We start from the raw sequence: 13,956 nt of genomic DNA, 5'->3' as shown, positions 1-13,956 counted from the left end.
TGCAAAGTGGATTTTGCGGTTTCCGCTCCTGGGTTTCCCGCCTCCTAAACTGTGGGGATGCTCGACGACATCTGGGTGGACGACTCCGTCCTCGCGCTGCGACCCGACTTCGCGGTGCTGGTCATGACCGCACACGGCCTGAGCAACGGGCCCACCGACGACCGCACCCGGGCCTGGCTGGCCGAGGCCTCGGAGGCGGAGGTGCAGGCGGACAAGATCGACGCCTGGAAGGACGCCTACCGCGCCTTCGGCGCCAAGCCGCAGCGCACCCGGCCCTCGGTCGACGCGCTCACCCGCCGCATGCCGCTGCCGGAGATCAACCGCGCGGTCGACGCGTACAACTCGATCAGCGTCAAGCACGCGCTGCCCATCGGCGGCGAGGACCTCGACCGCTACGTCGGCCCGGCCCGGCTGGTCAGGGCCATCGGCGACGAGCCGTCGGAGGAGGCGCTCGGGCAGCCGGAGCCCGGCGAGGTGATCTGGCGCGACGACGCCGGCGTCACCTGCCGCCGGTGGAACTGGCGCCAGGTGGTGCGCACCCGCCTCACCGAGGAGACCACCAACGCGATCTTCCTGCTCGAACGGCTGGAGCCCATGTCGCTGGAGGAGCTCAAGCAGGCGGGCGAGGAGCTTGCGGACCTCCTGTCCGAGTTGTCCCCAGAGGTACGGATCACCAGCCGGTTGCTGTCCAGCGTGAAATAAACCTCAGGGCTGGACGTTGATACCAAAGAGTAATAAATGGCGCACAACCCGGATTGACTAGGCGAGCGTGACCTCTTCGCGCTGTCCTGAGAGGATCGTTCGAGGCGGCGCGGGCTCTTCGGCGCGCGTTGCCGGTCCGGGCGAGTAGCCTTGGACAGGTTCTCTAACATCAACGCCGATCTGCGGAAGAGGGCGATTTCCGCCGTGTCGTCTGAGTCGTCGCGGACAAACCCGCTGGCAAGCTTTGGTCAGAACGAGTGGCTTGTCGACGAGCTGTACCAGAAGTACCTCCAAGATCCTGAGTCTGTCGACAAGGCCTGGTGGAACTTCTTCGCTGACTACAACCCTGATTACGGACCGGGCCGAACCCCGGTCAGGGAGGCGGCGAACGGCACTGTCACCGCGCCGCCTCCACCGGCACCGGCCAAGGCCGCGCCCAAGGCGCAGCCCGCGGCCGAGAAGCCGAAGCAGCCGGCCACTCCGGTGCCCAAGGGCGCCGAAGAGGTCAAGCTGCGCGGCGCCGCCGCACGCACGGCCGCCAACATGGACCTGTCGCTGACGGTTCCGACGGCGACGAGCGTGCGGGCCATCCCGGCCAAGCTGCTCATCGACAACCGCATCGTGATCAACAATCACCTCAAGCGGGGTCGTGGCGGCAAGATCTCCTTCACCCATCTGATCGGCTTCGCGATCGTCAAGGCGCTGCGCGCCATGCCGGAGATGAACTACTCCTACGCGGAGATCGACGGCAAGCCGACCCTGGTCAAGCCCGAGCACGTCGGCTTCGGCCTGGCCATCGACGTGCAGAAGAGCAACGGCGACCGCCAGCTGCTCGTGCCCTCCATCAAGGGCGCCGAGGAGATGGACTTCCGCCAGTTCTGGGTCGCCTACGAAGAGGTCGTCCGCAAGGCTCGCTCCGGCAAGCTGGGCGTCGACGACTTCGCCGGCACCACGATCTCGCTGACCAACCCCGGCACGATCGGCACGGTCCACTCCGTTCCGCGCCTCATGCCCGGTCAGGGCACGATCATCGGCGTCGGCGCGATGGAATACCCGGCCGAATACCAGGGGGCCTCCCCCGACACGCTCTCGCGCCTGGCCGTCTCCAAGGTCATGACGCTGACCAGCACCTACGATCACCGGATCATCCAGGGCGCCCAGTCGGGCGACTTCCTGCGCCAGATCCACCGGCTGCTGCTCGGCGAGGACGGCTTCTACGACGAGATCTTCGAGGCGCTGCGGATCCCGTACGAGCCGGTCCGCTGGGTCCAGGACATCTCGGCCTCCCACGACGACGACGTGGCCAAATCCGCGCGCGTCATCGAGCTCATCCACGCCTACCGCGTGCGCGGGCACCTGATGGCCGAGACCGACCCGCTCGAATACAAGCAGCGCAAGCACCCCGACCTCGACATCCAGTCCCACGGCCTGACGCTGTGGGACCTGGAGCGCGAGTTCGCCACCGGCGGGTTCGGCGGCCGGCCGCTGATGAAGCTGCGCGAGATCCTGGGCGTGCTGCGTGACTCCTACTGCCGCACCGTCGGCATCGAGTACATGCACATCCAGAACCCCGAGGAGCGGGCCTGGATCCAGGCGCGGGTGGAGAAGCCGCACAAGTCGCCCGAGCGCGACGAGCAGCTCAACATCCTGTCGCGGCTCAATACCGCCGAGGCGTTCGAGACGTTCCTGCAGACGAAGTTCGTCGGCCAGAAGCGCTTCTCGCTGGAGGGCGGCGAGTCCCTGATCCCGCTGCTCGACTCGGTGATCAGCGACGCCGCCGACGAGGACCTCGACGAGGTCGTCATCGGCATGGCCCACCGCGGCCGCCTCAACGTGCTGGCCAACATCGTGGGCAAGTCCTACGCCCAGATCTTCGGCGAGTTCGAGGGCAACATCGACCCGCGCACCGCGCACGGCTCGGGCGACGTGAAGTACCACCTGGGCGCGAGCGGCGAGTTCACCGCGCCGAGCGGCAAGACCATCACCGCCTCCGTGGTCGCCAACCCCTCCCACCTGGAGGCCGTCGACCCGGTCCTCGAAGGCGTGGTCCGCGCCAAGCAGGACCTCCTGGAGCGCGGCGAGGAGGGCTTCACGGTCCTGCCGGTCCTCGTCCACGGTGACGCGGCCTTCGCCGGCCAGGGCGTCGTGGCCGAGACGCTCAACCTGTCGCAGCTGCGCGGCTACCGCACCGGCGGCACCGTGCACGTGGTGGTCAACAACCAGGTCGGCTTCACCACCTCGCCCGCCTCCTCCCGCTCCTCGGTCTACGCGACCGACGTGGCGCGGATGATCCAGGCGCCGATCTTCCACGTCAACGGCGACGACCCCGAGGCCGTGGTACGCGTGGGCGAGCTGGCCTACGAATACCGCCAGGCGTTCCGCAAGGACGTCGTCATCGACCTCATCTGCTACCGCCGCCGCGGCCACAACGAGGGCGACAACCCCGCCTTCACCCAGCCGCTGATGTACGACCTCATCGACGCCAAGCGCTCGACCCGCAAGCTCTACACCGAGGCCCTGATCGGCCGCGGCGACATCACGGTCGAAGAGGCCGAGCAGGCGCTGCGCGACTACCAGGCCAAGCTGGAGCAGGCGTTCACCGAGACCCGCGAGGCGGCGAAGAAGCCGCTGGAGGCGGGCGCGATGCGGGTGCCGCCGACCGAGGTCGTCAAGTGGTCCCACGAGGACACGCCGACCGCGATCAGCGACGAGACGCTCAAGCGCATCGTCGACACCCAGCTCAACCTGCCCGAGGGCTTCACGCCGCATCCCCGGCTCGCGCCGGTGCTGCAGCGCCGCGGCCAGAGCGTCGAGCAGGACGCGATCGACTGGGCGATGGGCGAGACGCTGGCGTTCGGCTCGCTGCTGATCGACGGCCACCCGGTGCGCCTGGTCGGCCAGGACTCCCGCCGCGGCACGTTCACCCAGCGGCACGCCGTTCTGGTGGACCGGATGACCGGCGCCGACCACACGCCGCTCAAGACGTTCAACCAGGGCACCACGAAGTTCTACGTCTACGACTCGCTGCTCAGCGAGTTCGCGGCGCTGGGCTTCGAGTACGGCTACAGCGTGGTCCGTCCCGACGCGCTGGTCCTCTGGGAGGCGCAGTTCGGCGACTTCGTCAACGGCGCCCAGACGATCATCGACGAGTTCATCTCGTCGGGCGAGCAGAAGTGGGGCCAGAAGTCCTCGGTCGTGCTGCTGCTGCCGCACGGTTTCGAGGGCCAGGGCCCCGACCACTCCTCGGCCCGCATCGAGCGCTTCCTCCAGGTCTGCGCGCTCGACAACATGACGGTCGCGCAGCCCACCACTCCGGCCAACTACTTCCACCTGCTGCGCTGGCAGGTGGAGTCGGAGCGGCACAAGCCGATGGTGGTCTTCACGCCCAAGTGGCTGCTGCGCCACAAGGCGGCCACGTCCAGGGCGGCCGACTTCACCTCGGGCACCTTCCAGCCGGTCCTCGGTGACACCACCGTCGATCCCGGCAAGGTGACCAAGGTCGTGCTCACCTCCGGCAAGCTCTACTACGAGCTGGCCGCGGCGCGCGACAAGTCGGGCCGCGACGACGTCGCCCTCGTGCGGCTGGAGCGGCTCTACCCGTTCCCGTCGGACGAGCTGGCGGCCGAGCTGGGGCGCTACGGGGACCAGGTCGAGCTGGTGTGGGCCCAGGACGAGCCGACCAACATGGGGCCGTGGCCGTACCTGACCCTCAAGCTGGCCGAGGACCCGGGGACGCTGGGCGGACGGACCGTGCGGCGCGTATCGCGCGCGGCCAACAGCTCGCCGGCCACGGGTTCGCACAACTCGCACGACACCGAGCTCGAAGAGATCCAGCAGCAGATCTTCGGCTGACCGGTCTGACCAGCGAGCCCCCGGTTCTCGCCGGGGGCTCGCTGCTTGTCCGGCCACACATCGCAGCCGGGCCCACAGATGGAAGGGGAACACGATGTACTTCACCGATCGGGGGATCGAGGAGCTGGTCGAACGGCGGGGCGAGGAAGAGGTCAGCCTGCTGTGGCTCGGGGAACGGCTGCGCGAGTTCGTCGACCTCAACCCGGAGTTCGAGACGCCGATCGAGCGCCTGGCCACCTGGCTGGCCCGCCTCGACGACGAGGACGACTGACCCTCCCTTGCGACGGGAGGCACGGTCGCGTCCGTACGGTTCGTCCCGCGATGGGGGCCGTGGCACCGTTCATAACGCGATACATCTTGAGTTTCCCTCGAACGCGACATATCGTGAAATGTAGTAGGAGCGTACCCACAACGAGAGGGCCGGCGGAGCATGCAGCAGTGGACGATCGAAGAGCCGGGGCAACTGACCTTCGGCGACGTGGACTCACTCGACGTGCGCATCGTCGCCGGCCGCCTCGACGTGCTGGCCAGCGACGGCCCACCCACCCTGGAGGTGGCCGAGTTCGACTCCGCCTCCCCGCTCCTGGTCACCTACGACGAGGCGAACAAAGAGCTCACCGTCGCCTATCGTGACCTCACCTGGGACGGCCTGCTCGGCTGGCTGCGCCGGGACAAGCGCAGAACGGTCCTGTCCATCACCGTGCCCAAGCACTGCCGGGTCAAGGCGGGCGTGGTGACCGCACCCGCGCTGGTGGCCGGGTTCGAGAAGGCGACCAACGTCAAGAGCGTCTCCGGCGACATCGTGCTCGACGGGGTCAGCGGCGATGTGGCCGCCAACACCGTCTCGGGCGCCGTGGAGAGCCGGGCGCTGGGCGGCGACCTGTCGTTCGTCAGCGTCTCGGGCGACCTGACCGTGGCCCACGGCACGCCACGCCGGCTGAAGGCCAACAGCGTCTCCGGCCGCATCACCGCCGATCTCTTCCTGCGTCCCACGGGTCACGTGACACTCAACAGTGTTTCCGGTGACATCCTGGTCAGGCTGCCCAAGAACGTGGAGGCGGACGTCAGCTTCAGATCCACCTCCGGCAGGCTGGTCAGCACCTTCGACGGACTGTCCAACACGAACAACCCCGGCTCCAAGACGCTGTCGGGACGGCTGGGTGGCGGCATGGCCTCGCTGTCGGCGATCACGGTCTCAGGCGAGGTCACGCTGCTCAAGGGAGAGAAGGAATGAGCCCTGTCTTCGGTCACGGCCGGCTCCGGCTGTACCTGCTCAAGCTGCTGGAGGAGAGCCCGCGCCACGGCTACGAGGTCATCCGGCTGCTGCAGGACCGCTTCCTCGGCGTCTACTCGCCCTCCCCCGGCACGATCTATCCGCGCCTGGCCCGCCTGGAGGAGGAGGGCCTCGTGACGCACGAGGTGGTCGAGGGCAAGAAGGTGTTCTCGATCACCGACAAGGGCCGCGAGGAGCTGAACGCCCGGCTCGACGAGCTCGACGACCTGGAGCAGGAGATCTCCGCCTCCGTGCGCGACATCGCCCGCGAGGTCAAGGAGGACGTCCGCGACACGGTCAAGTCGCTGCGCGACGAGCTGACCCGGATGGCCAAGGACGTGCGCACGGGCGCGGCCGAGGACACCAGGCGGATGCGCCAGAAGCAGAAAGAGGACATCAGGCGCCTGCGGGAGCAGCAGAAGCGGCAGTGGATGGAACACGCCACCCACTGGCAGGACGAGGGCGAGCGGCTCAGCGGCGAGTGGCGCCGGATCTGGTCGGAGGTCTGGGCGACGCTCGGCGGCCAACCGTCCGGCGGGCCGGCCAACCGGGCCGAACTGGACGCCGAGCTGGGCGAACTGCTGGCCGACTTCGTCGCCCAGGTCCGCGAGGAGGCGTCGCAGGCCCGGCTCACTCCGGAGCAGCTGAACGAGCTGCGTACGACGCTGCACGAGACCAGCCGCACCATCCACGACATCCTCGACCGCTGACCCCGTTCCGCCCGCACCCCCGCATCCAGGCGGAGCGAACCGGTGACCGCCGGGGCGAGCGTGAGCCGGAGGCCGCTGGGACGAGCGTGAGCGGTTGGCCGCCGGGGCGACGTGAGCCGGGGGCCGTCAAGCGGAGCGGAGCTGGTCGCGGCCGGCGCGACGGGAGCTCCGGGCGGCCTTGCGGGCGTGATAGGCGATGGGCATGTAACGCAGACGCTCAGGCAGGCGCGGGGTCAGCATGGCCACGGCGTGCCCGAGATGCCGCAGCCGCCGCTCCTCCCGGCCCGTCCACCGCAGCCCGAGCTTCCGTCGTACGGCGGAAGGCAGGGTGCCGACGGTGAGGAAATAGCTGAACTCCCCCGCCCCGGCCCCGACCGGCGTCCACAACCGGCGCAGCGGAGCGGGCAGCCCCGGCGGCGCCGGGGTGCCGCGCATGACCGAGAGCACGTCGAGCGCCGTCGGATGCGCCTCCAGCCGCTCGGCCACCATCCGGTCGAAGTAGCGCCAGAACCCGTCGAGGTCCTCGGGCAGCTCCCGCTCGGGCACCCGTAGGATCGCGCCGAGCTGCCGCGACTCGGCGTAGAAGCGCCGCTCCTGCTCGCGGGTGAACGGGGTGCCGAAATAGCGGTTGAGCACGATGAACCGCTCGAACAGCGACAGGTGCACCCAGGTCCACGCCTCGCCGTTCAGCGCGTGGTAGTGCCGGCCGCTCTCGTCCACTCCGCTGATCGGCTTGTGCAGCTCCCTGAGCCGCCGGCCCTCGGCCGGGCCGTCGGCGCCGCCGTACACCCATTTCTGCACGGACACCAGCGTGCGCTCCAGCCGCCCCCACGGATCGCTCTTGTACGTGGAGTGCTCGGCCACCGCCGCGCCGACCGCCGGATGCATGGTCTGGAGCACGAGCGCGCTGCCGGCCACGAGCAGGTTGCGGTATTCGCCGGTCGTGTCCCAGTGCATCGACCCGGGGCCGAAGGGCTCGATGTCCATCATGACAACCTCCCGGGTGACACCACCGCTTACCTCTTGTATCACCCGGAAGCGTCAGAAGTAACCCGTCACTTATTCAGACGGTGAAGACGATCTTGCCGAAGATCTCCCCCGACGCCATGGCGGCGAACCCGTCGCGCGCCTCGGCCAGCGGCAGCACCCGGTCGATCTCCGGCCGCAGCCCCGTCTGCTCCAGGAACACCGCCAGCCGCCCCAGCTGCTCCCGCGTCCCCATCGTGGAACCGACCACGGACAGCTGCAGGAAGAAGACCCGGTTCAGGTCGGCGGGCGGAACCGCGCCGCTGGTGGCGCCGGAGACGACGATGCGCCCGCCGGGCTTGAGCGACTTGAGCGAGTGGTCCCAGGTGGCCTGGCCGACGGTCTCCATGACCGCGTCCACCCGTTCCGGCAGCCGCGCGCCCGGCTCGAAGACCTGGTCGGCGCCGAGTTGCCGGGCCCGTTCCCGCTTGCTCTCCGAACGGCTGGTGGCCCAGATCCGGTATCCGGCGGCCCGGCCGAGCGCGATCACCGCGGTGGCCACGCCGCCGCCGGCGCCCTGCACCAGCACGGTGGAGCCGGGCTCCAGCCCGGCCTTGTCGAACAACATCCGGTACGCGGTCAGCCACGCCGTCGGCAGGCAGGCCGCGTGCTCGAAGCCTAGCGAGGCCGGCTTGGGCACCAGGTTGCGGCGCGGCACGGCCACCCGCTCGGCGAACGTGCCGTCATGCTGCTCGGACAGCAGTGTGCGCTTGGGATCGAGCGTCTCGTCGGCGCCGGTGCCGATCACGGAGTGCACGATGACCTCGTTGCCGTCCTCGTCCACCCCGGCGGCGTCGCAGCCGAGCACGATCGGCAGCCGGTCCTGCCGGATGCCGACGCCCTTGAGCGTCCACACGTCGTGATGGTTGAGCGCGGCAGCACGCACCGAAACGGTCGTCCACCCCTCAGGCGCCTCCGGCTCGGGGCGCTCACCCAGCGTCAGGCCGGCGAGCGGGTTGTCGGGATCGGTCTGTGTGGCGGTTACGGCGAACATGGCCGCACCCTACTTCAACCCGATCACCCCACCCCGCCCACACCCCGGACCCGCCCGCCCTCACCACCCATCAAACGCCCTCAACCCACCTCAGCTAGACACTCCCCCAACAGCCCCCGCCAACCCCGACTCCACTCCGACGCTTCCCAGCACCACTCGACCAAGTCCGGCCCCACCGGCACCACCCGCCCAGAGCCGTCGGACCCCGACTCCACCCAGCACTCCCTCGGCCCACCCGGCCACGCCCCGCACTACGGCACCACTCCACCGAGTCCTCCTAAACCCGACTCGACTCGACACCACCCGACACTCCCCAGCACCACCCGACCAAGCCCCGCTCCATCGGCACCGCCCGACCAAGCCCCGCTCCACTCGGCACCACCCGACCGAGTCCGCCGGACCCCGACTCCACTCGGCTTCCACCGCACCAACCCACCAAGCCCGGCCCCGTCGGCACCGCCCGCCCATGTCCGCTGTCGCCCAGCGCCATCCGCCTAACGCCCGACGGACTCGACGTCGCCCAGCAAAACCTTGGCAGGGCCCCAACACCACTCAGGCGAAGCACCCGACAGATTCCCGGCATCGCCCGGCGAGTGGGTGGGGTCATTTCACCGTGACCCGGATCCCCTCGATCGCCTTCTCTCTGAACTCCGTCGACCCCGTGACGGCGATCAGCATGTCGCCACGGCACACCGTGTCGGACGGACGGCCTCGGCCTTCGATGACCTCCGGCAACGCGCGGTGGCCGGCGCAGTCGGGGGTCGGGACGAGGGCCAGCATCTGGCCCGCCCCGCCGCCGAACCACAGCTGTGGCCCGACCGGATGGCCCTGGACCCGCTCCCCCGGTCGGGTCAGCCGGATGTCACGGCGGGCCGAAAGCACGAGGTAGCCCTCCTTGGTCACCCGTCCGCGCAGGTTGCGGGCCAGCGACATCCGCTGGTCGAAGGTCAGCCCCTCCCCCCGGTCGTACATCGCCAGCCGCCACGGCCCGAACTCGAACAGCAGCACCTGCCCGTAGAAGCCGCTGCCCGCCTGGCGCGGCCAGAGGGTCACGTTGGGGGCGTAGTTTCTGATTGGCTGCCCGCCACGGGTGACCTCCAGCTGACCGCCGTACGGGGCGACGAACTGGCGGAACCGTCCCTCGACCCACGCCCCCTGGAACGGCCGCAACCCCAGGGCGTCGAGATTCAGCTCGGCCGGATACCGCACCTCGGCCCGCACGCCGTGGGGGAACACCACCTGGATGACCTCGTCCCCCTGCTTGCGCACGGCGGGCGGGTTGACGATGTTGGGCGCGTTGTCGAGCCGGGTGAGCGATCTGATGGGCTCAGGGGTCGCGGTCGCGGCGGGAGACTCCGCCTCGGCTTCAGGGTCGGCGTCCCGGCTCACGAGCAGACCGATGACGGGGATGAGCAGGAGCGCCAGCACCACCAGCAGCACTGTCCACCGGCGGCGCCCACGCTCGCCTGCCTCGATGACGTCGAACTGTTCCGCCACGACGTTCCTAGCCGAGTCGGTGCCGGCTTGCGCCCTTGAACTCCAGTTCAGTTCAGGGGCGACCTCCAGCGCAAGCCCTCGAACTTGGCGAAATCCTGGTCGCAGGTCACGAATTCACAACCGTGCTCGATGGCGAGTGCGGCGAGATAGGCGTCGGGGATGAGATTGGCGGTGGCGCCGACCTGACGGCTGAGCCGAGTGAAGATCTCCCAGTGCCGGTCCTCGGCCGCGACCACCGACGCGTGCGGCTGGTTGCGATAGGCCGCGGCGAAGGTGAGGGCGTCTTCGAGCCGATCGGGTTTGAGGTAGATGCGCCGGTTGGTCACCATCCGGAGGAACCCGTTGACGACGAAGTCGCTCACGGCGTAGCTGGAGTCGCCGTTCACCATCTCGTCGACGATGGCCAGGCAGCGATCGTGGTCGGCGGATTCGCGCCGGAACGCGTTGACGAGGACGTTGGTGTCAGCGAGGAGCATCGAACGCCTCCGGGAGTCGCTCCGCGTCGCCCAGATCGTAGGCGATGTGCTCCAGCGTGTCGCCGGCGTCGAGCCTCTGCTGCACCCATGCGTGGTAGCCGGGCTCGCACGGGGAGGTGATCAACTCCACGCGGGGCCGCTGGGCCACCTCCGTGGAGCGGTTGAGCAGTTGTCGCAAGGCATCCTCCATGACCGAGGTGAGACTTCGTCCGTTTTTCGCCGCGTACGCCTTCGCCTCGTTGAGGAGCGTTTCGTCGATGCGCACCGTTGTCCTCCGCATGACTCCAGCGTCCGCCGCTGACATAAAAATGTCAACACCAGATAGTAGTCATCCGGTCACAGATTTGACTGCAAGTTTAAGTCACCAGGAGGCCACATTGACCTTCCCGTCGGTCGCCACCCGCACCTCCCGCCCCACCAGCTCCCGTTCCTCCGCCTCCGCGAGCAGGTCCGCCTCCTCCACCACCGCGTACGCCCGCCCTCCCGGCACCTCCACCACCAGGAACCCCTTCTCGGCCGCGCCGCCCGGCCCGTGCGCCACCGTGTAGCCGGCCACCTTCCCCACCCCTGAGTACGACGCCACGACCGGCACCTCCTCGGCCGTGTGCACCGGCGTCGCCCCGCCCAGCCGCCCGCCCGGCTCGCTCGACCACACCGCGTACGTGTGCTTGGTCAGGTGCATCCCCACCCCGGTGACCAGCCCGTGCCCCGACTGGGCGCGCAGCAGCCCCGCCATCGTCGCCGTCGAGTGCAGCACGTAGTCGCTGGCCGGCCCGCCCGCGTACGGCAGCCCGCCGGTGACCGTGAGCCCGCGCGGGTCCAGCGGGTCGAGCCCGATCGCGTCGCACGCCTGCCGCAGCGCGATCGCGAAACAGCTGTAGACGTCGAGCGCGTGCATGTCGTCCAGTCCGAGCCCGGCCCGTTCGAACGCGGCCCGCGCGGCGGCGGCGACGGCCGGCGATGAGCCGAGCGCGGGCCGCGCCGCCACCTCCCAGGTGTCCTCCGCGTACGCCCATCCGCGCAGGTAGACCCGCCGATCCTGAGGCACACCGAGCCGGTCGGCCAGCCGCGAGCTGGCCAGCACGACGGCCGCCGCCTGGTCCACCTCCAGCACGGCCACGGTGCTCCTGGTGTACGGCCAGCCGACGAAGCGGTCGAGCAGCTCGTCGGGGGTGCGCGCGACCCTGCGCCAGGCGTACGGGTTCGCCGCCGCAACCTCGGTCATCGGGGCCATGATGCGGGCCCGTTCGCGCATCTCGTCCTGGATGGCGAGCCCGACGGCCGCCCGCCGCGCCGTCTCCATGATCGGATAGGTGTGCACCGGGAGGAACAGCCCGTGCGCCAGCGCGGAGGGATGCGGCGGCCGCTCCCACCCGTACGGCGGCCGCGGATCGGCGGCGTGACTCCAGGGCGCGTGCTCGCCCGCCTTCCGGTACGCCCGCCGCGTGGCCAGCGCCTCGGCCCCCGCGACCAGCGCGGACTCCAGTTCGCCCGCCGCGATCCCGGCCGCCGCGGCGCCGATGAGCAGTTGCGGGGCCGTACCGCTGACCTTGGAGTAGACCTGGTGGCGCGGCGTGGCGCCGAGGCGTTCCGCGAGGCGGCCGACCGGCGCGTCGTACTGCCACGAGTCGGTGTGGACGATCTGGATCGAGTCGAGCCGCCCGACGGGCAGCCGCGCGTCGTCCGCGGCGGCGCGGGCGACCGACTCCCACAGATCCAGCGGTTCCGGGCCCGGCTGCTCGCGAATGGTGCGTTGGGCGATGCCAATGAGACAGGGCGTGCGAGGATCCATGCCGCCATCTAACCAGAACAACGTTCGGTTGATAAGGAGTGGCGCTTGATAATTGGCGTTACCGCTGTTGTCAGAGAAAATAAAACGCGGCCTCGACCTGCGGAAATGCTAATTCCGAATACATGCGAACTCGCTATTTCCATAACGGAACGGAACCGGCCCATGCTTTTTGGCGTCGTTTCCTGGCGGCCGGATCGGGCCGTTCATTAGCGTTCTCAACGTTTTCCTGGCCCACCGGGGCGCAGTCCCCCGCTCTGGGCCGCCGAAAGCTGAGAGGAGCTCCATGTATTCCCGAGCAAGGCGCATCGCGATCCCCCTCGCCGGCCTCGTGGCCATCGGACTGGCGGCGGGAATGGTCAGCGGCGGCGCGGCGAGCGCGACCGCACCCTCGGACGTCGTGTCCAGGAACTCGGCCACCCCTGCTGAGCAGGCGGTCCAGTTCTGGACGCCGGACCGCATCAAGCTGGCCACCGACTACGACGACGGCGTCGACCTGTCCACCAAGGGCGTCAAGGGCAGGAACGACTCCCCTGACGGTCCCGCAGGCTCCGTTCCGCCGATCGGCGCGGAGAAGACGAAGAGCAAGAAGAGCAAGCACGTCAACCTGCCCAACACGGTCGGCCGCGTGTTCTTCACGCTGCCCAAGGCCGACCCGCGCAACCCGAAGAACTGGCGCTACTGCTCGGCCAGTTCGGTGCAGAGCAAGTACCGCAACCTCGTGGCGACCTCCGCCCACTGCGTGTACGACACCAAGAAGAACACCTTCTACGACAACTGGATCTTCATCCCGTCCTACTGGGACGGCGACAAGGTCTGGGACGGCAAGGCTCCCTACGGCATCTACGCCGCCAAGACGTTCAACGCGCACGACGACTTCGTGGTGAAGGAGGACTACGACTACGACTACGCGTTCGTCAACGTCTTCAACGGCATCAAGGTCAAGTGGGAGAAGGTCGGCGGCAAGTGGAAGTGGACGGTCAAGAACGTCGGCCGGCTCGGTGACAACGTCGGTGGCCAGGGCTTCACCTGGAACCGGAGCACCAAGCTGAACGTGTTCTCCTTCGGCTACCCGGCGGGCGAGCACCCCGACGGCGACAAGCCGTTCACCGGCCGCACCATGAAGTACTGCTACGGCAAGACCAAGCCGATGCCCGAGGCCAGGAAGTACAACCTGCAGGAGCACATCGGCTTCAAGTGCTCCTTCACCGCCGGCGCGAGCGGCGGGCCGTTCATCTACAACTACAAGAGCGCGTCGCGCACCGGCTACCTGGTGGGCGTCAACAGCGTCGCGTGGGACACCGACGGCAACGACCGCTACGACCACATCTCGTCGCCGTACTTCAACACCGACACCTACAAGGTCTACAAGGCCGCCGCCAACCGCTGGACCGGCAACTGGCGCTGATCGAGCCTGAGCGAGCCTGCACCCGGGCCCCGGTTCCCCAGTGGATCCGGGGCCTTCCCTTGGGCCGGGAATGGGGCAGCGGCAACACAGCGGCAACGCGGCGGCGTCGCGGCGGCAACGTGGTGTGCGCCACTGGAACGATCCTGATCATGGCCGTGAATGCGCGCAATAGCGCGCCCGGACATACACTCAGCAACCCCGTCTGACCTGCTGTTATGCCAACTTGCTA

The 13,956-nt window shown here is 69.0% G+C and carries 12 protein-coding genes; 6 read left to right on the top strand and 6 right to left on the bottom strand.

Going from position 1 to position 13,956, the window contains the following annotated elements; genetic code table 11:
* The first annotated feature begins 57 nt into the window (after positions 1-57).
* The 5 genes from B0I32_RS51130 to B0I32_RS51115 all read left to right on the top strand — a co-directional run bounded on the left by B0I32_RS51130 (position 58) and on the right by B0I32_RS51115 (position 6,537).
* Positions 58-702, top strand: coding sequence for a B3/B4 domain-containing protein (locus B0I32_RS51130; RefSeq protein ID WP_106252219.1), 645 nt, complete (start codon positions 58-60; stop codon positions 700-702).
* A gap of 204 nt (positions 703-906) precedes the next feature.
* Complete coding sequence (locus B0I32_RS51125) at positions 907-4,554, top strand: multifunctional oxoglutarate decarboxylase/oxoglutarate dehydrogenase thiamine pyrophosphate-binding subunit/dihydrolipoyllysine-residue succinyltransferase subunit (protein WP_106252265.1); 3,648 nt, start codon at positions 907-909, stop codon at positions 4,552-4,554.
* A 94-nt stretch (positions 4,555-4,648) separates the two neighbouring features.
* Complete coding sequence (locus B0I32_RS58450; RefSeq protein ID WP_181308704.1) at positions 4,649-4,825, top strand: DUF6104 family protein; 177 nt, start codon at positions 4,649-4,651, stop codon at positions 4,823-4,825.
* A gap of 159 nt (positions 4,826-4,984) precedes the next feature.
* The gene (locus tag B0I32_RS51120) at positions 4,985-5,788 is read left to right on the top strand and encodes a DUF4097 family beta strand repeat-containing protein (RefSeq protein WP_106252218.1); all 804 of its coding nucleotides are present in this window, start codon (positions 4,985-4,987) and stop codon (positions 5,786-5,788) included.
* Positions 5,785-6,537, top strand: coding sequence for a PadR family transcriptional regulator (locus B0I32_RS51115; RefSeq protein ID WP_106252216.1), 753 nt, complete (start codon positions 5,785-5,787; stop codon positions 6,535-6,537). The genes B0I32_RS51120 and B0I32_RS51115 overlap by 4 nt, the downstream gene beginning before the upstream one ends.
* Before the next feature lie 126 nt (positions 6,538-6,663).
* Here the strand turns inward: B0I32_RS51115 and B0I32_RS51110 are convergent, their stop codons facing one another.
* From B0I32_RS51110 to B0I32_RS51085, 6 genes are all read right to left on the bottom strand, one after another.
* Complete coding sequence (locus B0I32_RS51110; RefSeq protein WP_245956660.1) at positions 6,664-7,527, bottom strand: oxygenase MpaB family protein; 864 nt, start codon at positions 7,525-7,527, stop codon at positions 6,664-6,666.
* Positions 7,528-7,600: 73 nt separating this feature from the next.
* Positions 7,601-8,557, bottom strand: coding sequence for a zinc-binding dehydrogenase (locus tag B0I32_RS51105; protein WP_106252214.1), 957 nt, complete (start codon positions 8,555-8,557; stop codon positions 7,601-7,603).
* 603 nt (positions 8,558-9,160) lie between these two features.
* Positions 9,161-10,054, bottom strand: coding sequence for a hypothetical protein (locus tag B0I32_RS51100; protein ID WP_106252213.1), 894 nt, complete (start codon positions 10,052-10,054; stop codon positions 9,161-9,163).
* Positions 10,055-10,101: 47 nt separating this feature from the next.
* On the bottom strand, positions 10,102-10,530 hold the full coding sequence (locus B0I32_RS51095; protein WP_106252211.1) for a type II toxin-antitoxin system VapC family toxin: 429 nt from the start codon (positions 10,528-10,530) through the stop codon (positions 10,102-10,104).
* On the bottom strand, positions 10,517-10,795 hold the full coding sequence (locus B0I32_RS51090; protein WP_146178624.1) for a hypothetical protein: 279 nt from the start codon (positions 10,793-10,795) through the stop codon (positions 10,517-10,519). Before B0I32_RS51090 ends, B0I32_RS51095 begins: the two co-directional genes overlap by 14 nt.
* Before the next feature lie 96 nt (positions 10,796-10,891).
* Complete coding sequence (locus B0I32_RS51085; protein WP_106252208.1) at positions 10,892-12,322, bottom strand: acetyl-CoA synthetase; 1,431 nt, start codon at positions 12,320-12,322, stop codon at positions 10,892-10,894.
* 283 nt (positions 12,323-12,605) lie between these two features.
* Between B0I32_RS51085 and B0I32_RS51080 the strand changes: the two genes are divergently transcribed.
* Positions 12,606-13,727 carry a trypsin-like serine peptidase gene (locus B0I32_RS51080; RefSeq protein WP_106252206.1) on the top strand — a complete coding sequence of 374 codons (1,122 nt, stop codon included), beginning with the start codon at positions 12,606-12,608 and terminating at the stop codon, positions 13,725-13,727.
* The last annotated feature ends 229 nt before the right edge of the window (positions 13,728-13,956 follow it).

Source organism: Nonomuraea fuscirosea (assembly GCF_003001935.1).
Classification (GTDB): Bacteria; Actinomycetota; Actinomycetes; order Streptosporangiales; family Streptosporangiaceae; genus Nonomuraea; species Nonomuraea fuscirosea.
This window is presented reverse-complemented; position numbering and strand designations above follow the sequence as displayed.